Here is an 18,750-nt window from a genome sequence, read left to right on the forward strand (position 1 = left end):
CCTCGCGCGGCCCCCCGCGTCAGTCCAGGAACTCCCGCGCCGCGACGACGAGGTTCTCGACACCGCGATCGATCGTCGGCTGCATGACCGGAGCGAAGAAGGGCGAGTGGTTCGTCGGGATGTCGCGCTCGATCGTGCCGCCGGCCACGGCATCCGCGAATTTCTGCGGGTCCACCCCGCCCCAGAACCAGAACACTAGCGGCGCGCCCGAGTCGCGGGCGAACCATGACACGTCCTCGCTCCCGGTGAACATGCCCGGGTCGACGACGCCGGCCTCGCCGAACGCCCGACGGAACGCGGCCGTCAGGCGGGAGGTGGCATCCGTGTCGTTGATGGTGGGCGGCAGGGAGTGGTCGGTGGTGATGGTGGGCTCCTTCTCGGCTCCCGATGCCGCCGCCTCGGCGCGGACGATGCGCTCGACCTTGCCCATCACACGCTCGCGCGCCGCGTCGTCGGGGTAGCGCAGGCTCAGCTCGAGCTTCGCCTCCGCCGGGATGATGTTGTTCTTCAGGCCCGCGTGGATCGAACCGACCGTCACGACGGCGACGTCACGCGGATCGACCTCGCGCGAGACCACCGTCTGCAGGCGCATCACGGTGGCGGCGGCCATGACGACCGGATCGATCGTGGAGTGCGGGCGCGAGCCGTGACCGCCACGGCCGTGGAGCACCACGGTGAGACCGTCGGATGCCGCCATCTGGGTGCCCGGGCGCACGCCGATGACACCCGCGGGCAGCGGCGTGACGTGCTGGCCGAGCACGATGTCGGGCTTCGGATAGCGCTCGAGCACGCCGTCGGCGATCATCGCCTGCGAGCCCGCGCCGTACTCCTCGGCGGGCTGGAACACCGCCACGACGGTGCCCGACCACTCGTCGGTCGTCGCGACGAGCCGCTCGAGCGCCCCGATGAGGGCGGTCACGTGCATGTCGTGGCCGCACGCGTGCATGACCGGAACGGCGTTGCCCGCCGGATCGGTGCCGCGGGCGGTGCTGGCGTAGGCGAGACCGGTCTGCTCCTCGACGGGGAGACCGTCCATGTCGGCGCGCAGCCAGACGACGGGGCCCGGGCCGTTGTCGATCCGGGTGACCACACCCGTGCGCCCGACGCCTTCTTCCACCTCGAGGCCGAGGTCGGCGAGGTGGCGGGCGATGACGCCCGCCGTCCGCGTCTCCTGGAACGACAGCTCCGGGTGGGCGTGCAGATCGGTGTAGAGGCTTTCGAGGTCGACGCTCATGGATCGAGCCTAGTTCGCGACCACTCGCCCGCGCCCGCCCGGCCGTCCTTTCTGTCGAGTGGCCAGGGCACGCCGCGAGGCGCGTCTGAGACGCGGCGTGTCCTGGACGCTCACCGCCGGGGAAGTGGCGCCCGCGACACGGGACTCACCGTGAAGCGATCGAGGTTCCGGAGTGCTTCGCGAACGTGCGCCTCGGCGTGCGCGGCGATGTGCCTCGCGCTCTCGAGGTCGGGGACCTCGACGTCGACGACCGCCGCCCCGGTCAGGCGGTGCCCGACCCATCGGAGCCGTACCTCCCGGACGGCGGCGACGCCGGTCGTGCGTTCGAGCGAGCGCTCGGCTCGGTCGACGAGTGCCGGATCGATGGCATCCATGAGGCGGGCCCCGATGGACTTCACCGTCCCCCAGAGCAGGACCATGATCGACACGGAGATCAGCAGTCCGATGATCGGGTCGGCGAGGGGGAAGCCGAGCAGCACGCCGATCGCGCCGAGCACCACCGACAGCGAGGTGAAGCCGTCGAGTCGCGCGTGCACCCCGTCGGCGACGAGGGCGGCGGAGCCGATCCTCCGCCCGACGCGGATGCGATAGATCGCCACGGCCTCGTTGCCGAGGAAGCCGATGAGCCCGGCGGCCACGAGCAACCAGGGGTGCTCGATCGGTCGGGGGGTGATGAACCGGTCGATCGCCTGCCAGCCCGCGACGATCGCCGAAAGGGCGACGACGAACACGATGAACATGCCCGCCAGGTCTTCGGCGCGGCCGTATCCGTAGGTGTAGCGCCGCGTCGCCGCTCGGCGGCCGAGCACGAAGGCGATCCACAGGGGGATCGCGGTGAGGGCGTCGGCGAAGTTGTGGATCGTGTCGGCGAGAAGCGCGATCGACCCGGTGAAGGCGACGACGACCGCTTGCAGCGCGGTGGTGGCGAGCAGGATGAGCAGACTGATCTTGAGGGCCCGGATGCCGGCGGTGCTGGCCTCCATGGCATCGTCGATCGCGTCGGCGGAGTCGTGGGTGTGCGGCACGAAGAGGGCGTAGAGGAACCCCTTCACGCCTCCGTGCGGGTGCGAGTGCCCGGGCCCGTGGTCGTGCCCGTGGTCGTGGTTGGGCCCGTGCCCGTGCTCAGTGGCGCGCTCGTGGGCGTGTCCATCGTGATCCACGCGCCGGTGGTCGTGGGCGTGCGCGTGCGGCCGACGGGGGCCGCTCATGCGGGAACGGTCTTCGCGTCGTGGTGCGGGGGCTGGCCGAGGACGTGTTCGGCCTGCTTCACGGCATCGACGACGAGATCGGACGCGTGCTCGTCGGTGAGCCGGTAGTACACCGTCGTCCCCTCGCGTCGGGTGGAGACCATTCGCGCCATGCGCAGCTTCGCGAGATGTTGCGAGACGCCCGCCGAGCTCTTGTCGACCGCCTCGGCGAGGGTGTTCACGCTCAGCTCGCCGGCGTTCTTCAGCGCGAGGATGATCCTCACCCGCGTGGCGTCCGCGAGCATGGCGAACACCTCCACCGCGAGCTCGACGTACTCGGAGTCCGGACCGAGTCCGCATACCTGCTTATCTACGTGCATACGCAGATAATAGCTCGCGTCCCTACTTCCCAGGCCGTCTCCATTTCCCGCGATCCCGCCCCGCCCCGGCATCCCGCCCCCGAGTGTCCGGAACACCCGGACGCCGAAGAAATCCGTCCGGGTGTCGTGGACACTCGACCTGCTTCTCGCCGAACCTGGACGGGCGCTACCGGATGCCGCACACTCCCGCAAGCCGTCCCGCACGGTCAGGTCGGGCGGGGACGCTGAGCGCATGACCACGACACACTTCGACTACCTCATCGTCGGCGGCGGGATGGTCGCCGACACCGCCGCGCGCGGCATCCGCGAGATCGACGCCGACGGATCGATCGGCATCCTGAGCGACGACATCGACGAGCCGTACACGCGCCCCGCCCTCAGCAAGAAGCTGTGGACCGACGACGAGTTCACGTGGGACAAGGTGCCGCTGGGCACCGCCGCCGACACCGGCGCCGACATCCGGCTGCGCACGCGCGCCACGGCGGTCCGCCCCGAGGAGCACGAGGTGGACGCCGACGGCGAGACCTTCTCGTACGGCAAGCTCCTTCTTGCGACGGGAGGAAAGCCCGTGCCCCTCCCGGTCGACGACGCATCGAACGGCGAGCGGGTGCTGTCGTTCCGCACCGCGGAGGACTACCGGCGCCTTCGCGCCTTGGCCGAGGACGTCGACCGCATCGCGGTCGTCGGCGGCGGGTACATCGGGTCCGAGCTCGCGGCGGCCCTCGTGCAGAACGGTGTCGACACCGTCCTCATCCACACCGGTGCGGTGCTGGGCGACGCGGTCTTCCCCGCGGCGCTCGCAGAGCGTTTCGAGACGCTGTTCCGCGACGCGGGCGTCGAGATCGTGGCGGGGTCGAAGGTCGAGGGCGGATCGGCGGATGCCGACGGCGTCACTCTCCGCCTCGAGAACGGCGACGAGGTGCGCGCCGACGCCGTCGTGAGCGGTCTGGGCATCGAGGTGGCCACCGACCTCGCCGAGAAGGCCGGCCTCGCGGTCGACGACGGCGTGCACGTGGATGCGCAACTGCGCGCCTCGGTCGACGACGTCTACGCCGCCGGCGACGTGGCGAGCTACCCCGACCGCCTGCTCGGGCGTCGCCGGGTCGAGCACGTCGACAACGCCAACGAGCAGGGCAAGGCCGCAGGCCGCAACCTGGCGGGCGCCGCCGAGCCGTACACGCACACCCCCTACTACTACTCGGCGGTGTTCGGCATCCGGTACGAGGCGGTCGGAACCCTGGACTCGTCGCTCGAGACGGTGGAGGACTGGATCGACACCGACCACGGGGTCGTCTACTACCTCGACGACGACCGTGTCGTGGGCGTGCTCCTCTGGAACGTCGAAGAGGCCCGGGATGCCGCCCGCGCGGTGCTGGCGGAGGCCGACACCCTGACGCGCGACGACCTGGTGGGCCGTATCCGCTGACGCGTTCGAACCGCCACGGCGCCGACAGACAGCGTCACACCGGTGCCGGCACGTGCGCGGCCACGGTGTACGTGTGCACTCCGGATCCGACCTCGAACGTCTCGCCTCCCGGCAGTGCGACGACACCCGTCGTTCCGGTCGGGACCGCGACGTCCACGTGGAGCTCGCCCTCGTCGACGTGCCACGCGATCGAGGCCCGCCCGTAGGGCGTCTCGTGGGCTGCGCGCGCGAAGGTGAGACCGCCGCCCGGCTGAGGCCGGAAGGCGATCCGGCGGTAGCCGGGGTCGATCGGAGCCAGACCTCCGACGGTGCGGTGGATCCAGTCGGCCACCGCGCCCAGGGCGAAGTGGTTGAACGACGTCATCCCGCCCGGGTTCACCGTCCCGTCGGGGAGCAGGCTGTCCCAGCGCTCCCAGGTCGTCGTCCCTCCGGAGAGGACCGTGTACATCCACGAGGGGCATTCGCGCTCGAACAGGAGGTCGTACGCGGCGTCGAGATGCCCCGAGTGCGTCAGTGCGTCGGTGATCAGCGGTGTTCCGGCGAAGCCGGTGGCGATCCGGTTCCCTCCCTGGCGCACCAACGTCGCCAATCGCTCTCCCCAACGGGCGACCTCCTCTTCGCCCTCGGCCAGGTCGAACTCGATCGCGAGCGCATAGGCGGTTTGGGCGTCGCTGGTCAGGAGGCCCGAAGCAGCCACGTACTCGCGACGGAACGCTGCCTTCACCTCGGCTGCCAGGCGCGTGTACGTGCGCGCGTCATCGACCTTGTCGAGCACCTCCGCCATCTTCGCGAGATGACGGCTCGACCACGCGAAGTAAGCGGTCGCCACGAGGTAGCGATCCGTTGTGGCGTCTGCGGGGTCGTGCGGCGGTGCCGCCGGGTCGAGCCAGTCGCCCAGCTGGAAACCGGTGTTCCACAACCGATCCGGCCCAGCGAGCCGAGCCACCAGATCCACCCACCTGCGGGCCGAGTCGTACTGCTCTCGAAGGATCTGCGCGTCGCCGAACTGGCGATAAAGGGTCCACGGGGTCAGGACCGCGACGTCGCCCCATGCCGCACCCGGTCGGATCGGCGTCCACTCGTCGCCTCCGGGGATGACGGGGACGTACCAGGGCACCGTCCCGTCGGGGAGCTGCTCGACCGCGACGTCGCGCAGCCACGACCGGAGCATGCCCGAGCAGTCGTAGAGATATGACGCCGCGGGGGCGAACACCTGCAGGTCGCCGGTCCACCCCAGCCGTTCATCGCGCTGCGGACAATCCGTGGGGATGTCGACGAAGTTGTCGCGCATCGACCATCGGACGTTCTCGTGCAGGCGGTTGAGGAGCGGGTCCGACGACTCGAACCAGCCCGTGCGCTCCATGTCGGTGTGGTAGACCCGCGCGACGACCGCGCCAGGCGCGATCTCGCCCGGCCACCCGTCGATCTCGGCGTAACGGAACCCGTGAATGGTGAAACGAGGTTCCCACTCGAGCGGCGAGCCGTCCGTGATCAGCACATCCGTCGCCGCCGCGCCCCGAAGGGGTCGCGTGTACAACTCGCCGTCCTGGAGGACCTCGGCATGGCGGAGCGTGATCTCCCGCCCGGACTCGGCGTGCACGCGCAGGCGCAGCCGACCGGAGATGTTCTGCCCGAAGTCGAGGATCCAGCCTCCGGACGCGCCCCGGACGACGGAGACGGGAGCGAGCTCCTCGGTGCACCGCACGGGTGCGCCCTCGGGCGCGACGAGCGTTCCATGATCGACCGGGAGCGCCCTCGCGGGCCTCCACGACGGGTCGGCGGCGCCCGCCCATTCGTCCTGCTGCAGACGGGCGTCGTACCGCTCGCCCTCGTAGAGACCGGTGGTGACGATCGGGCTCGCCGCGACCTCCCAGGCGTCATCCGTCGCGACGACGACGCGGCTGCCGTCGACGTATTCGATCTCCAGCTGGGCGATGAGACCGATGTCGCTGCCGTAGAGGTTCGGGTATCCGCCATGGAAGCCCAGCCGGCCGCGGTACCACCCGTCGGCCAGCCACGACCCCACGGTGTTGCGCCCGGAGACGAGGTGCTCGGTCACGTCGTAGGTGTAGTACCTCAGCCGCTCGCCGTACACGGTCCACCCGGGGGACAACGCGTCGTCGCCGACGCGGATGCCGTTGATCTCGACCTCGTACAGGCCGTGCGCGCTGGCGTACAACCGCGCGCGTGCGATCGGACCGACGAGGTCGAAGGCGCGGCGGACGCGAGGCGGGCGCCGCAGGGCCTCCGCGTCCTCCGCCCAGTCGGGACCCACGACCGACGCGATCCAATCGCTCTCGAGCAGGAGCCCCGCCTCGACGGGGGCGGGTGTCGACCACTCCGACGTCGAACCGTCCTCACCGTGCACGCGCACGCTCACCTCGGCCCGCTCCCGCGACGTCAGTGGGGAGAACGGCCAGGTGACCAGCACGGAGTCGGTGTCGGCGATGAGAGCGGTGGTCTCGACTCGCCCGTCCGCGGACAGAGCGACCTCGTACGCGCGCTGGCGCCATCCGGCGGGAGCCGTGGTCTTCCACGACAGGCGGGGTGCGGCGACACCGATGCCGAGGGCGCGCGGCAGGTGCTCGAACGTGACGGGGGATACCTGGATCATGCGGGGGGATTCTCATCCTGCTGGGGGTGGACCATGGGTTTGAGGGCGGACGGATCGCGGCCCGGCAGCATGAGCGCGTCGTGCACATCGCTGAGCGGATGGACGCTGGTGACGAGCCGGCGCAGATCGATGCGTCCGCTCGCCGCCAGTGCGATGGCGTCCGGATACTGATGCGCGTAGCGGAACGTCCCGGTGAGGGTGATCTCGCGGGACTGGATGACGTCGAGGGGAACGGACGTCTGCCCGTCGGTCGACATGCCCACGAGAACGGCGCGACCGGCGGGACCGAGGGCGGCCAGCCCCGTGCTGATCGCCGCACCGACGCCTGAGCACTCGATGAGTACCGTGAAGCCCGGGGGGAGCTCGTCGGCACTCACGTCGATGGTGTCGGTCGCGCCCGCCTGCATTGCGGCGACGAGGCGATCGCCGGCCACGTCGCTGACGCTCACGTCGGCACCCGCCGCCCGGGCGACCTGGAGGACGAGGAGTCCGATCGGGCCCGCGCCGCTGACCAGGACGCGGTCGCCCACGGTGACCGACGCCTTGCCGACCGCCCACATCGCCACGGCGAGTGGCTCGATCAGGGCCGCCTCGTCGTCGTCCAGGCTGTCGGGGACATCGTGGGCGAAGTCCGAGTGGGTCACCACGTGGGTGGCGAAGGCGCCATCCACCGGTGGCGTCGCGAAGAACCGCACGTCGGGACACAGGTTGTAGCGTCCTGCTCTGCACAGGGCGCACCTCCCGCAGGGAACGCCCGGTTCGAGTGCCACGCGGCTACCGATCCGGTTTGGTGGAACGCCCTCTCCCACCTCCACGATGACGCCCGACGCCTCGTGGCCGAGGATCAGGGGCGCCGATACGACGGTGCTGCCGATACGGCCGTCGCGGTACCAGTGCACATCCGACCCGCAGACGCCGACCGATCGGACTTCGACGAGCACCTCGCTCGCCCCGAGCGGTGCGATCGCGCGCGTCTCCACGACGGTCTTCTCGACCGCCGTCATGACGGCGGCGCGCACGGGCTGCGCCGCGCTCACCCCTTGACCGCCCCGCTCGCGAGGCCCGCCATGATGCGCTGGTTGAGAACGAGGTAGATCGCCAGGATGCCGAAGACGTTGATGCAGATGGCGGCGAAGAGCGGACCGTACTGGGTGGCGCCGAACTGCCCCGTGAAGTTGAGCAGGCCCACCTGCACCGTTCGGAGCTGCGAGGAGTTGGTGAACGTCAGGGCGATGAGCAGGTCGTTCCAGAAGAAGAAGAACTGCACCAAGCCGACGGTCACGATCGAGTTACGCGCCATCGGCAGGGCGACCGCGCGGAACGAGCGGAAGATCGATGCGCCGTCCAGCGTCGATGCCTCGAAGACCTCGCGCGGGATGGCTCGGAAATACGTCGCCATCATGAAGACCGTCAGGGGGAGCCCGGTGGCGGTGTAGGTGATGATGAGCGGCCACAGCGAGCCCGTGAGGCCTGCCTGGAAGTACACGGAGAACAGCGGGAGGAGGATCATCTGACCCGGGACCATGATCCCTGCGAGGAAGAGGAGCAGGATGCCGCCCCGCCCTCGGAACACCATGACCTCCAGCACGAATCCGGCGGCGACGCCCAGCACGAGCATGAGGAACAACGCGGGGAAGACCGCGAGCATGCTGTTGAGGAGGTAGTGGCCGATGTTGCCGGTCACCCAGGCGTCGGCGTAATTCTGGAAGTTCAGTGCCCGCGGAAGGGCCCAGGTGGGCGCATTGAGGAACTCGTCCTGGCTCTTGAAGGAGTTCATGAGCAGCCAGAGCAGGGGCAGCACCTCGATCGCGACGAGAAGCGCGATGAGGAGCGTTCCGGGAAGACGTCGCACTGACGCGCGGCGCACCGGCGGGCGGCGACGGTCGCGCTCGACGGAAGTCGGGGTCTTGGGCAAGGTGGCGGTGGACATGGAGATCAGCCCTTCGTGACGTCGCGTCGCGACGACCGGAAGATGAAGACGGTCACGATCAGGCAGAGCATCGTCAGCAGAAGCGCGATGGACGCGCCGTAGCCGTACTCGCCGTAGCTGAACGACGTCTGGAACATGTAGAGGGTCAGCGGCGTGGTGGCCGTGCCCGGCCCGCCGTTGGTCAGCGCGACGATCGAATCGAACACCTTGAGCGTGCCGTTGATGGAGAAGATGATCGACGACAGCAGCACGGGCAGCGACAGGGGCAAGACGATGCTGCGGACGAGACGGAATCCGGTGGCCCCGTCCAGACGGGCGGACTCCATGATGTCGTCGGGGATGTCGAGAAGGCCGGTGTACAGCAGCACCGCATAGAAGCCCATCGAGCGCCAGAGGTCCATGATCACGAGCACGACGATCGCGCTGACCGGGCTTCCGAACCAGTCGATCGACTCGACTCCGAACATGTTCAGGATGCCGTTGACGGGACCGGTCTGCGGTGCGACCTCGAACAGCTTCTGGAACATCAGCGCGACGGCCACGGTCGGGATGATCACGGGGAAGAAGACGAGCGTACGCACGACACTGCCGCGGTTGCGCAGGACGAACACGTAGAACAGCGCCAGGAGATATCCGAGCAGCACCTGGCCGGCGGTGATGATCACGGCGTAGAGAAGGGTGAAGCGGAGCGCCTCGCCCACGCGCGGGTCGCTGAACAGGCGTGCGAGGTTCTCCACGCCCACGTACTCGAAGCCCGAGATCGCATTCCCCTCGAAGAGGGTGTAGCCCAACGACCACACCACGGGGATGAGCATGACGAGGGAGTAGACGACCAGCGCCGGGCCGAGCAGCAGCGCGATCGCCCTCTTATCGCCGAGGACCTTGTGCATAGCGGATGTTCCTTCGCATCGATGGCGGAGGCGAGGACCGTTCGCAACGGCCCTCGCCTCCCCGAGGGTCAGCCCAGGTCTGCCTGGACCAGGCTCATGAAGTCCTCCGGCGAGATGGCGCCCGTGACCAGCTGAGCGGCGTTCTTCTGGCTCGTCTCCGTGGCCTTGGCGTTGAAGAGGGCCTCGAACCACAGAACCGACTCCTGCGTCGATGCGATGCGGTCCTGGACGAGCGCGGTGAGGTCGTCGACCTGCACGTCGCCATTGACCTTGAAGCCGGAGATCGTATCGGCCTCGGAGAGCGACTGCGCACCGTAGTTGTTCGCGATGCACGTCAGCCACTTGCCGGTGTCGTCGGTGTACGCCTTCGCCGACAGGGCCATCGGGAGTCCGACGTTCGCCGGGGTCTGGCTCGAGTCTCCCGCACCGCCGGCGACGTCGGGGAACGGCATGAAGCCGATGTTGTCGGAGCCGATCTGGTTCGCCGACTCGTCGGCGAAGTTCGCCAATGCCCAGCTGCCCATGTAGAAGAAGGCGGCCTTCCCGGTCAGGAAGGTGTTGAAGGCCGTGTCGTAGTCGATCGACCCCACGCCCTGACCGAAGTACCCGTTGGCGCCGAGGTCGGCGACGGCCTGAGCGGCCGCGACGTACTCGGGATCGGTGAGCTTGGCGTCACCGTCAGCGACCTTCTGCAGGGCGTCCGGGCCGAGGTCGCGGAAGATGTAGCCGCTGATCAGGCGGGTGATGGGCCACCCCTGCTCGCCGGAGGCGGAGAAAGGCTGGACACCTGCGGCTTGCAGCTTCGCTGCGCCGGCGGAGAGCTCGTCCCAGGTGCTCGGCACATCGATGCCGTTATCGGCGAGCAGCTGCTTGTTGTACCAGACGCCCTCGATGTTGTACTGGTACGGCAGTACGTTGAATCCGCCGTAGAGCTGCTCGATGGTCGAGATGGCGGCCGGCTCGATCTGGTCGATGACCCCGAGGTCGGTCAAGGTCTTGTCGAGGTCGAGGACCTGACCGCCCTGGGCGAGCTCCTTGGTCAAGGCGGGGGCGTTGCCCGCCGCGTACTGCGCCGGAAGGGCGTTCTGGCCGGCGAGCAGCTGCAGCTTCTGGTCCAGCTGCGTCTGCGGCACCGTCTCGACCTGAAGCGGCTGGGCGTCGTTCTCGGCCTTGCACTGGTCGGTGCTCAAGCTGGTGAGCAGCTCGGGAATGGTCGTGTTCTCCTGGTTGACCAGGAACGAGAACGATGTCGCACCCGCCGACCCGCCGCCGGCGCACGCGGTGAGGGCGAGGAGCCCGGCGGCACCGAGCGAGGTGATCGCGACCATGCGGCGCGAGCGCGGGAATGCTGTGGACACTTTTCCTCCTTGAAAATGCGCCTCGATCATTGAAGCGCTTCAAGAGGATTATGCATGGGTGCAGAAGACGCGTCAGCTCATTTTTGAAACGCTTCAGTCTCGAAGTGGCGTGGCCCGCTCGCGCCCGACGGTGCTTTCGCGCACGACCAACTCGGGGCGCAGCATCGTGGTGACATGTCGGTGCTCAGCAGGGTCTTCATCGATCTCGGCGAGGAGCAGGCGCAGTCCCTCGCGCCCCATGTCGAGACCCTTCATCTGAACGGATGTGAGCGGGATCATGCCGCCCCAGGCGGCGGAGTTGTGGTCGCACCCCATCACCGCCACGTCTCTCGGCACCTCGACGCCCCGGGCGCCGAAGACCTGGATGATCGCCATCGCCAACAGGTCCGTGACGGCGATGACGCCGTCGAGACGGCCGCGACGGACGTCCTCCACGAGTCCCTCGGCCGCCCGCAACCCTCCCGGCGGATCGAGGTTCTCCGTCGGGACCTCCTGCAGGGTGACGCGCCCGCCCTCCTCGGCGACGGCGCGCCTCACCCCGCGGCGCCGAAGCGCGACGGGCTGCAGATAGTCCCGACCGCCGACGAACGCCAAGCGGGTGCGTCCGTTGTCGATGAGATGTCGCGCCGCGAGGTAGCCGACCTCCTCGTTGTCGACGAGGACCTGGCAGCAGTCGTTGCGCCCCGTATCGAAGTTCAGGACCACGGTCGGCCGACCGTGGGTGCGGATGCGCGCGACGTCCTCTCCGGCGTCCTCCATCGGAGCGAGCAGGATCCCCCCCACTCGAGCTCCGTCGAAGAAGTCGAGATCCGCTCGCTGCTGGTCTGCCCTGTTGTCGCTGTTGGCCATCAGGACGTTCATGCCGAGCTCCGACGCGTACCGCTGTGCGCCGCGCGCGATGTCGACGAAGAGCGAGTTGCTGATGTCGATCACGACCAGTCCGATGCTGCGCGATCGCCCCGCGGCGAGTTGCTGGGCGTTCGTGTTGCGCACGAAACCCAGTTGCTCGATCGCCCCCTGCACCCTCTCCAATGTGGCGGGGGCGACCTTGTCGGGGTGGTTCAAGACGTTCGACACGGTGCCCAGCGCCACCCCGGCAGCGCGCGCGACATCCGACATGCTCGGCGTTCGCCTCGTGTGCTGCACCACGCCCCCTTCGACCGCCGTGACTCTGAGATGGATGCTAACCGATCGGCGCGATCGATTTGATGCGCTTCAACGCGGACCGGAGCGCTCGACGCCTCCGTGGCGATCCTCGAGGACGAGCCGCGATATCCGCGCGACCCGCTCGCGTCCCGATCCACGGAGGTCGGCCATCACGGGGCGGACGGTCCGCGGAGTATCCGCGTCGCCCCGCGAGCGGCGCGCGCGGGTGATCCTGCGCGAGCGACGCGGAGACGCGGCGGTGGACGGCGCGCGAGCCGAGGTCACGCATGGGGGTGACGCGGGCAGCGCAACGGTCGGTCCCGCACTCGCGGCCCTGGCAGGGGCATCCCACCGCGCGACGGGTCTAACCTGGACGCGCGCTGTGAGTCTCGCGGCGCGCGACACCCGGGAGCACCCATGGCCACCGCCGAGCTTCGTCTCACCCTGCCCGTCGACCGTGCCCGCGACGCCGTCGCGGCGGCTCTCACCGAGCAGGGCTTCTCGGTGCAGCCGACCCCGGGCGGATCGCTCGACGTCTCGCGCGGCAGCCTGGGCACGACGCTCGTCGCGGGCGCGTTCGCCGGGCAGGACATGCACGTCCGGTTCGACGTGCACCTCGCCGAGATAGCCGAGGGTGCCCTCGCGTCGTTCGAGCACTCGACCGCCGGCGGGTTCCTCAAGGGTGGGGCGATCGGCGCCGCCAAGGCGGGCGACGTCGTTCGCGAAGCCGCGCACCTCGCGGGCCGGCGCCTCGCGTCTCAGGGCCTTCTCGTCGATGCTGCGGAGGCTGCCCCCACCGGATCGGGGGATGCCGCGGCTCCTTCGCCGGGCGATGCCCCGGGCGCGTCCGTCCCCGCGTGGCCCGCGCCGGTCGCTCCGGCGCCGCCGGCCGCCGAGGGAGAGCCCACAGCCCCCGCCCCGCCGTACGTCGGAACGCCCCCGGTACCGCCGAGCGGATACTCCGGTGCCTCCGGGTACCCCGGCTATCCGGGAGCGGCCGCGCCGTCGGATACGCCGTACGCGCCCGGAGCCTCGCCCTCCGGGGTCGGAGCGTCGCCGTACGCTCCCGGCGCGGCATCCGGGACCTCCGAACGCACGAACGGCGTGGCGATCGCCGCGATCATCATGGGCTTCGTGCTGCCGATCGGCGGGATCATCGCCGGGGCCGTCGCCCTCGCCCAGATCAAGCGCACCGGCGAGAAAGGCCGTGGCCTCGCGATCGGCGGAATCATCGCGGGCGGCGTCATCACGGTGCTCTCGATCGTCGCGATCTTCGCGCTCGTGCTCTTCGCGGTCTTCGGTGCCGGCGTCGCGTCCTCCTCGAGCGATCCCTTCGAGCTGCCCGCCGAACCGGGCGATGGAGGGGTGACGATCGGCCCGAGCGAGCAGGCGCCCGGTGGTGCGTACACGCTGCCCGTGGGGGCGTGCCTCGACGACATCCCCAGCGGCTTCATCTCCCCCTCCAACCTGGTCGACTGCGCCCAGCCGCACACCTACGAGGTCTTCGGCGGCTTCTTCCTCGCCGACGGCGCCTTCCCCGGTGACGACGCGATCGAGTCGTCGGCGTACGAGGGCTGCGACGCCGTCTACCCCGACTTTGTCGGTGTTCCGTGGGAGCAGTCGACGCTCGCCTACACGTACGTCTCGCCGACCGCGGAGACCTGGGCCGAGGGCGACCGCGAGATCTCCTGCATGCTCTACGACCCCGAGGTCGATCAGACCACCGGGTCGCTACGGGGCTCCGCTCGCTGAGACGCGTCGTCCGTCGCCCGGCCGCCCCGCGTCACCGAGGCGGAGCGGCCGTCGAGCCGCGGTCGACCAGCTCGAACGGCAGCGTTCCCCGACCCCGGGCCGGCTCGGCCCCGTCGAGCTCGGCGAGCACGGCGTCCGCGGCGCGTTCGCCCTGGCCCCGCGCGAACTGGTCGACCGTGGTCAACCCGAACCAGCGGCCGAGCTCGTGTCCGTCGACGCCGATGATCGAGACGTCCTCGGGCACGCGCAGCCCGCGCTCGCGCGCGGCGAGGATCGCGCCGATGGCCATCTCATCGGATGCCGCGAACAGCGCGGTCGGCGCATCCGCGGCTTCGAGGGCGCGCGTCGCTGCGGCCGACCCGCCCTCGATGGTGAAGTCGGCCGGCTCGAAGCGGGCGTCGGCGATCCCGGCCTCGGCGAGCACCTCCTCGAAGCCGCGTCGACGCAACGACGGCACGGTGGATCCGGCGTCGATGACGGCATCCGCGCCGATGTGCGCGAGGCGGCGGTGCCCCAACTCGAGCAGGTGCGTCGTCGCGAGGCGACCGACGGCCAGGTCGTCGACGGTCAGGGTGGTCAGCAGGGGGTTGGGTCCGGCGATCGCGACGATCGGGACGCCGAGGCCGCGCAGCGACGCCGACTCCTCGGCATCCAGCTCGAGGGCGATCGTGATGACCGCGTCGATCCGGCGGCGGCGCAGGTGGTCGTCGAAGACGCGGCGGCGTTCGGCGGGGTCGGCGCTGACGCTGTAGAGCGTGATGTCGTAGCCCTGGCGCACGAGGGCGTCGGAAATGCCCGCCAGGACGGTGCTGAAGAACCACCGGTCGAGGAAGGGCACGACCACCCCGACTGCCCTCGTGCGTCCCGAGGCGAGGCTCGACGCGGCGGCCGACACCACGTAGCCGAGCCTCTCGGCCGCGGCGACCACGCGATCGCGCGCCGCGGCCGAGACAGGGCCGCGCCCGCTCAACGCGCGCGAGACCGTGGCCGTCGACACCCCCGCCGCGCGGGCGACGTCGTCGATGCCGACCACGGTCTCGTGCGTCGTCCGAAACGGTGGATGCCGCGGCTCAGGCCGCCGCGATCCAGACGGTCGTGTCGGTCGGCAGGCGGTCGCCGTCGAGGGGGCCGCTCGCGATCAGCACCTCTCCGACGGGCAGCTCGACGGCGGCATCGCCCAGGTTCGCGACGACGAGCAGCGACCCGTTGCGGAACGCCACGACGTCGTCCCCGAGACCGTCGACCCACTCGAGGTCACCGGCGCCGAGGTTGCGGGCGCGGCGCTCGGCGAGCAGCGAGCGGTAGAGCGTGAGTGTCGACGAGGGGTCGTCGACCTGCTGGTCGAACGCGAGGTCCGCCCACTCGGCCGGCTGGGGCAGCCACGACGCACCGGTGTCGTTGAACCCGTATGCCGGCGCATCGGCCGTCCAGGGCAGCGGCACGCGGCATCCGTCGCGGCCGTAGCGCTCGCCGTTCGTGCGGAACCAAGTGGGGTCCTGGCGCGCGTCGTCGGGCAGGTCGATGACCTCGGGCAGGCCGAGCTCCTCGCCCTGGTAGAGGTACGACGAGCCGGGCAGGGCCAGCATCAGGGAGGTGGCGGCGCGCGCGCGGCGCAGGCCCTTCACCGGGTCGGGCTTACCCGGGGACTTCGGGCCGATGCCCGCACCCTGCGGGTTCTCGGCCGTGAGCGCCAGGCGCGAGGCGTGACGCACGACGTCGTGGTTCGACAGCACCCACGTGCTCGGGGCGCCGACGGCGCCGTACTCGTGGAGCGACTCCGTGATGACGTCGCGGAGGGCGGCGGCATCCCAGGTCGTCTCGAGGTAGTGGAAGTTGAACGCCTGGTGCATCTCGTCGGGGCGCACCCACAGGGCGGTCTGCTTCACCGTCGGCAACCAGGCTTCGGCGCAGAGGGCACGGTCGCCGTCGTACTCGTCGAGCACCTCGTGCCACTCCCGCCAGACGTCGTGCACACCGGGCTGGCCCCAGTAGGGGACCTCCTCGGCGTCGCCGCCCATCGAGCCGCCCTCGGGGTCGGGCGTGAAGTCGGGCAGGCCCTCGGCCTTGATGAGGCCGTGCGCGACGTCGACGCGGAAGCCGTCGACCCCGCGGTCGAGCCAGAACCGCAGCACGTCGCGGAACTCCGCGCGCACCTCCTCGTTGGTCCAGTCGAAGTCGGGCTGGCTCTCGTCGAAGATGTGCAGGTACCACTGGCCGGGCGTGCCGTCGGCCTCGGTCACGCGCTTCCACATGCCGCCGCCGAACACGCTCTCCCAGTTGTTCGGGGGCAGCTCGCCGTTCTCGCCCTTCCCCTCGCGGAAGATGTAGCGCGCGCGCTCGGGGCTGCCGGGGCCGGCCTTCAGGGCCTCCTGGAACCACACGTGCTGATCGCTGGAGTGGTTGGGGACGAGGTCGACGATGACCCGGATGCCGCGCTCGTGCGCGCCCGCGAGCATCGCGTCGAAGTCGGCCAGGGTGCCGAAGATCGGGTCGACGTCGCGGTAGTCGGCGACGTCGTAGCCGGCGTCCTTCTGCGGCGAGGTCTGGAAGGGGCTAAGCCAGATGGCATCCACTCCCAGATCGCGCAGGTCGTCGAGGTGCGCGGTGACGCCGGGCAGGTCGCCCAGGCCGTCGCCCGAGGCGTCGGCGAAGGAGCGGGGGTAGATCTGGTAGATGACGGCGGTGCGCCACCACTCGGAGCCCGGGGCCGAGACGAGATCGGCGCGCGCGCCCTCCTGCGTGAAAGTCATGCGCCCCACGTTACTGCAAGCGCTTACAGTCACGTCAACCGCTCCCTCATCGCCGCGTCCGCCCGCCCCCCTCCGTCGCGTCGAGTGTCGAGAACACGCCGTGACCGCGCGGGCTGCTGCGGCGTGTTCTGGACACTCGACGGGGGAGAGCGCGGGGGCGGCACGAGAGAGCCGCGATTAGGCTGGAGTCGTGCCCGACGCCTCCGCTCTCACCCGCGCTGAATCGCTGATCACCAGCATCCCCGACTACCCGAAGCCGGGCATCGTCTTCCGCGACATCACCCCGCTGCTGACGGATGCCGCCGCCCTGCGGACCGTCGTCGAGGCGCTCATCGAGCCCTTCGCGGGCCGCTTCGACGCTGTTGCGGGGGTCGAGGCGCGCGGGTTCCTGCTCGCCGGCGCCGCCGCGATCGCCGCGAACGTGGGTCTCATGCCGATCCGCAAGGCGGGCAAGCTGCCGCGCCCCGCAGCGACGATGTCGTACGACCTGGAGTACGGCTCGGCGCAGATCGAGATGCACGACGACAACGCCGCGGGCGCGCGCGTCCTGCTTCTCGACGACGTGCTCGCGACCGGCGGAACCCTGCGCGCCGGGCGCGACCTGCTCGAGGCGGTGGGCAGCGAGGTCGTCGGGATCGCGACGCTGCTCGAGATCGACGGCCTCGGTGGCCGCGATGTGCTCGGCGACGACGTGCACGCGGTCTTCCGCGCCTGAACGGCTGCGTTTTCGCGTCTGAGACGCGGCTCGGAGACCCGGCTCACCGCGCCGTCAGACGATGCCCGCCGACGTGGCGAGGTCACCACGGGCCGACTCCTGGCGCGCCTGCCCGCGGCGCCACCGTCAGTCGTGCGCGGTACCCCGCGTCAGCAGGTCGGGGAGCGGCTGCTCGGCATCGGCGACCTCCGCGAACGTCGCGGTCACGTGCGACAGGGGCGGCGAGGTCATGACCTTGGTGATCACGGCGCGCGCGGCCAGCCCGAACCGGGTGCGCGGGTAGGCGAAGCGCAGCATCCCGCGCGGGATGCCCTGGATCCGGTCGACGAGCGGTCGCATCCAGGCGTCCATCTGCTCCAGCGCGTCATCGAGAGCGTCGCGGCCGGGTCGCCCCTCGATCCGCGAGAGGAATGCCGCGAGCACATAGCCGCCGGTCAGAGCGAGCGACGCGCCCCCGCCGCCCATCGGTGTGACGCACCAGGCCGCGTCGCCGATGACGCACACGCGCCCGCGGTGCCATCCCGGCATGCGGATCTGTGTCAGCTCGTCGATGTAGACGTCGTCGGAGTCGTCGAAGCCGTCGAGCACGCGCGGGGCCTGCCAGCCCGCGTCGGCGTACCGCTCGCGCAGCACGCGCAGGGCGTCCTCGCGGTCGCGGGAGGCGAGGCGGTCGTCGCCGGCGTACGCGAGGATCGCCCGGGTGGTGCCGTAGGGGTCGGGACGCAGGTGCACCTGCCGGCCCTCGACAGCGTTGTACCAGCGCCAGCGGTCGTCGTCGTCGGGCGTGCGGGGGATCGTGCCGAACGCCATCGTCACCCCGAGGGGGCGGGCGTCGACCTCGGATGACGCGAAGAGGAGGTCGCGGGTGCTCGAGCGCACCCCCTCGGCGACGACGAGGAGGTCGGCCTCGAGCCGCTGCCCGTCGTCGGTGGTCACGACCACCCGCTGCTCGTCGGTCTCATCGACCTCGGCGATCGACGCTCCGTAGACGACGGGCGTGCCGACGGGCAGGGCGTCGAGGATCGTGCGCGCGAAGTCGCCGCGCAGCACCTCGAGTTCGGCCGTCGCGCCGCCGGCTCCGTCCGAGGGGAGTTCGCCGATGACCTCGCCTTGCGCGTCGACGATCACCGTCCCCGTCTCGGTCGTGTTCTTCGCGCGGATGGCGTCGGTCAGCCCCATGCGGTCGAGGACGTCCCGGGCGACGCCGCGAACGTCGACGTTCTGGCCTCCGTCGCGGAACGACGTCGCCTTCTCGAGCAGTGTCACCTCCCACCCGATGCGGCGCAGCCACCAGGCGGCGGACAGGCCGGCGATGCTCGCGCCGGAGACAAGGGCATGCGGGGCGGTCATGGGAACTCCTCGAGGTCG

At 70.4% G+C, this 18,750-nt stretch carries 15 protein-coding genes; 3 read left to right on the forward strand and 12 right to left on the reverse strand.

Annotated features, from left to right (window positions below; translation table 11 throughout):
- Positions 1 to 19: 19 nt before the first annotated feature.
- The 3 genes from ACFZA2_RS07780 to ACFZA2_RS07790 all read right to left on the reverse strand — a co-directional run bounded on the left by ACFZA2_RS07780 (position 20) and on the right by ACFZA2_RS07790 (position 2,801).
- Positions 20 to 1,234, reverse strand: a complete 1,215-nt coding sequence (locus ACFZA2_RS07780) for an amidohydrolase (protein WP_391402836.1) — start codon at positions 1,232 to 1,234, stop codon at positions 20 to 22.
- Between the two features lie 110 nt (positions 1,235 to 1,344).
- On the reverse strand, positions 1,345 to 2,442 hold the full coding sequence (locus ACFZA2_RS07785) for a cation diffusion facilitator family transporter (RefSeq protein WP_391402839.1): 1,098 nt from the start codon (positions 2,440 to 2,442) through the stop codon (positions 1,345 to 1,347).
- Positions 2,439 to 2,801, reverse strand: a complete 363-nt coding sequence (locus ACFZA2_RS07790) for an ArsR/SmtB family transcription factor (RefSeq protein WP_391402842.1) — start codon at positions 2,799 to 2,801, stop codon at positions 2,439 to 2,441. Before ACFZA2_RS07790 ends, ACFZA2_RS07785 begins: the two co-directional genes overlap by 4 nt.
- Before the next feature lie 232 nt (positions 2,802 to 3,033).
- Here ACFZA2_RS07790 and ACFZA2_RS07795 point away from each other — a divergent pair, with 232 nt between their 5' ends.
- Entirely contained in the window at positions 3,034 to 4,227 is a 1,194-nt protein-coding gene (locus tag ACFZA2_RS07795) for an NAD(P)/FAD-dependent oxidoreductase (protein WP_391402845.1), read from the forward strand.
- Positions 4,228 to 4,261: 34 nt separating this feature from the next.
- Here ACFZA2_RS07795 and ACFZA2_RS07800 read toward each other — a convergent pair whose 3' ends face one another.
- From ACFZA2_RS07800 to ACFZA2_RS07825, 6 genes are all read right to left on the reverse strand, one after another.
- A complete protein-coding gene (locus ACFZA2_RS07800; protein ID WP_391402848.1) occupies positions 4,262 to 6,841 on the reverse strand; it encodes a family 78 glycoside hydrolase catalytic domain in 2,580 nt (859 codons plus the stop codon).
- Entirely contained in the window at positions 6,838 to 7,878 is a 1,041-nt protein-coding gene (locus ACFZA2_RS07805) for an NAD(P)-dependent alcohol dehydrogenase (RefSeq protein ID WP_391402851.1), read from the reverse strand. Before ACFZA2_RS07805 ends, ACFZA2_RS07800 begins: the two co-directional genes overlap by 4 nt.
- On the reverse strand, positions 7,875 to 8,771 hold the full coding sequence (locus tag ACFZA2_RS07810) for a carbohydrate ABC transporter permease (protein ID WP_391402854.1): 897 nt from the start codon (positions 8,769 to 8,771) through the stop codon (positions 7,875 to 7,877). The genes ACFZA2_RS07805 and ACFZA2_RS07810 overlap by 4 nt, the downstream gene beginning before the upstream one ends.
- Before the next feature lie 5 nt (positions 8,772 to 8,776).
- Positions 8,777 to 9,661: a sugar ABC transporter permease gene (locus ACFZA2_RS07815; RefSeq protein WP_315993934.1), complete on the reverse strand. Its 885-nt coding sequence runs from the start codon at positions 9,659 to 9,661 to the stop codon at positions 8,777 to 8,779.
- 68 nt (positions 9,662 to 9,729) lie between these two features.
- The gene (locus ACFZA2_RS07820) at positions 9,730 to 11,019 is read right to left on the reverse strand and encodes an ABC transporter substrate-binding protein (RefSeq protein ID WP_391402857.1); all 1,290 of its coding nucleotides are present in this window, start codon (positions 11,017 to 11,019) and stop codon (positions 9,730 to 9,732) included.
- 93 nt (positions 11,020 to 11,112) lie between these two features.
- On the reverse strand, positions 11,113 to 12,138 hold the full coding sequence (locus ACFZA2_RS07825) for a LacI family DNA-binding transcriptional regulator (protein ID WP_391402860.1): 1,026 nt from the start codon (positions 12,136 to 12,138) through the stop codon (positions 11,113 to 11,115).
- 444 nt (positions 12,139 to 12,582) lie between these two features.
- Here ACFZA2_RS07825 and ACFZA2_RS07830 point away from each other — a divergent pair, with 444 nt between their 5' ends.
- Entirely contained in the window at positions 12,583 to 13,917 is a 1,335-nt protein-coding gene (locus ACFZA2_RS07830) for a septum formation family protein (RefSeq protein ID WP_391402863.1), read from the forward strand.
- A 31-nt stretch (positions 13,918 to 13,948) separates the two neighbouring features.
- Here ACFZA2_RS07830 and ACFZA2_RS07835 read toward each other — a convergent pair whose 3' ends face one another.
- Together ACFZA2_RS07835 and ACFZA2_RS07840 are read right to left on the reverse strand one after the other, a co-directional pair.
- Positions 13,949 to 14,950 carry a LacI family DNA-binding transcriptional regulator gene (locus ACFZA2_RS07835; RefSeq protein ID WP_391402866.1) on the reverse strand — a complete coding sequence of 334 codons (1,002 nt, stop codon included), beginning with the start codon at positions 14,948 to 14,950 and terminating at the stop codon, positions 13,949 to 13,951.
- A gap of 37 nt (positions 14,951 to 14,987) precedes the next feature.
- Positions 14,988 to 16,667 carry a glycoside hydrolase family 13 protein gene (locus tag ACFZA2_RS07840; RefSeq protein WP_391402869.1) on the reverse strand — a complete coding sequence of 560 codons (1,680 nt, stop codon included), beginning with the start codon at positions 16,665 to 16,667 and terminating at the stop codon, positions 14,988 to 14,990.
- Between the two features lie 190 nt (positions 16,668 to 16,857).
- Between ACFZA2_RS07840 and ACFZA2_RS07845 the strand changes: the two genes are divergently transcribed.
- Positions 16,858 to 17,382, forward strand: a complete 525-nt coding sequence (locus ACFZA2_RS07845) for an adenine phosphoribosyltransferase (protein ID WP_391402872.1) — start codon at positions 16,858 to 16,860, stop codon at positions 17,380 to 17,382.
- Positions 17,383 to 17,508: 126 nt separating this feature from the next.
- Here ACFZA2_RS07845 and ACFZA2_RS07850 read toward each other — a convergent pair whose 3' ends face one another.
- The gene (locus ACFZA2_RS07850) at positions 17,509 to 18,732 is read right to left on the reverse strand and encodes an FAD-dependent monooxygenase (RefSeq protein WP_391402875.1); all 1,224 of its coding nucleotides are present in this window, start codon (positions 18,730 to 18,732) and stop codon (positions 17,509 to 17,511) included.
- Between the last annotated feature and the right edge of the window lie 18 nt (positions 18,733 to 18,750).

It is taken from the genome of Microbacterium sp. NPDC007973 (assembly GCF_042958465.1).
Lineage (GTDB): Bacteria > Actinomycetota > Actinomycetes > Actinomycetales > Microbacteriaceae > Microbacterium > Microbacterium galbum.

What these genes read in the sequence shown, in the direction of transcription:
- ACFZA2_RS07780 (WP_391402836.1), bottom strand. Translation starts at nt 1,234, where the DNA reads ATGAGCGTCGACCTCGAAAGCCTCTACACCGATCTGCACGCCCACCCG.
- ACFZA2_RS07785 (WP_391402839.1), bottom strand. Translation starts at nt 2,442, where the DNA reads ATGAGCGGCCCCCGTCGGCCGCACGCGCACGCCCACGACCACCGGCGC.
- ACFZA2_RS07790 (WP_391402842.1), bottom strand. Translation starts at nt 2,801, where the DNA reads ATGCACGTAGATAAGCAGGTATGCGGACTCGGTCCGGACTCCGAGTAC.
- ACFZA2_RS07795 (WP_391402845.1), top strand. Translation starts at nt 3,034, where the DNA reads ATGACCACGACACACTTCGACTACCTCATCGTCGGCGGCGGGATGGTC.
- ACFZA2_RS07800 (WP_391402848.1), bottom strand. Translation starts at nt 6,841, where the DNA reads ATGATCCAGGTATCCCCCGTCACGTTCGAGCACCTGCCGCGCGCCCTC.
- ACFZA2_RS07810 (WP_391402854.1), bottom strand. Translation starts at nt 8,771, where the DNA reads ATGTCCACCGCCACCTTGCCCAAGACCCCGACTTCCGTCGAGCGCGAC.
- ACFZA2_RS07815 (WP_315993934.1), bottom strand. Translation starts at nt 9,661, where the DNA reads ATGCACAAGGTCCTCGGCGATAAGAGGGCGATCGCGCTGCTGCTCGGC.
- ACFZA2_RS07825 (WP_391402860.1), bottom strand. Translation starts at nt 12,138, where the DNA reads ATGTCGGATGTCGCGCGCGCTGCCGGGGTGGCGCTGGGCACCGTGTCG.
- ACFZA2_RS07830 (WP_391402863.1), top strand. Translation starts at nt 12,583, where the DNA reads ATGGCCACCGCCGAGCTTCGTCTCACCCTGCCCGTCGACCGTGCCCGC.
- ACFZA2_RS07840 (WP_391402869.1), bottom strand. Translation starts at nt 16,667, where the DNA reads ATGACTTTCACGCAGGAGGGCGCGCGCGCCGATCTCGTCTCGGCCCCG.
- ACFZA2_RS07850 (WP_391402875.1), bottom strand. Translation starts at nt 18,732, where the DNA reads ATGACCGCCCCGCATGCCCTTGTCTCCGGCGCGAGCATCGCCGGCCTG.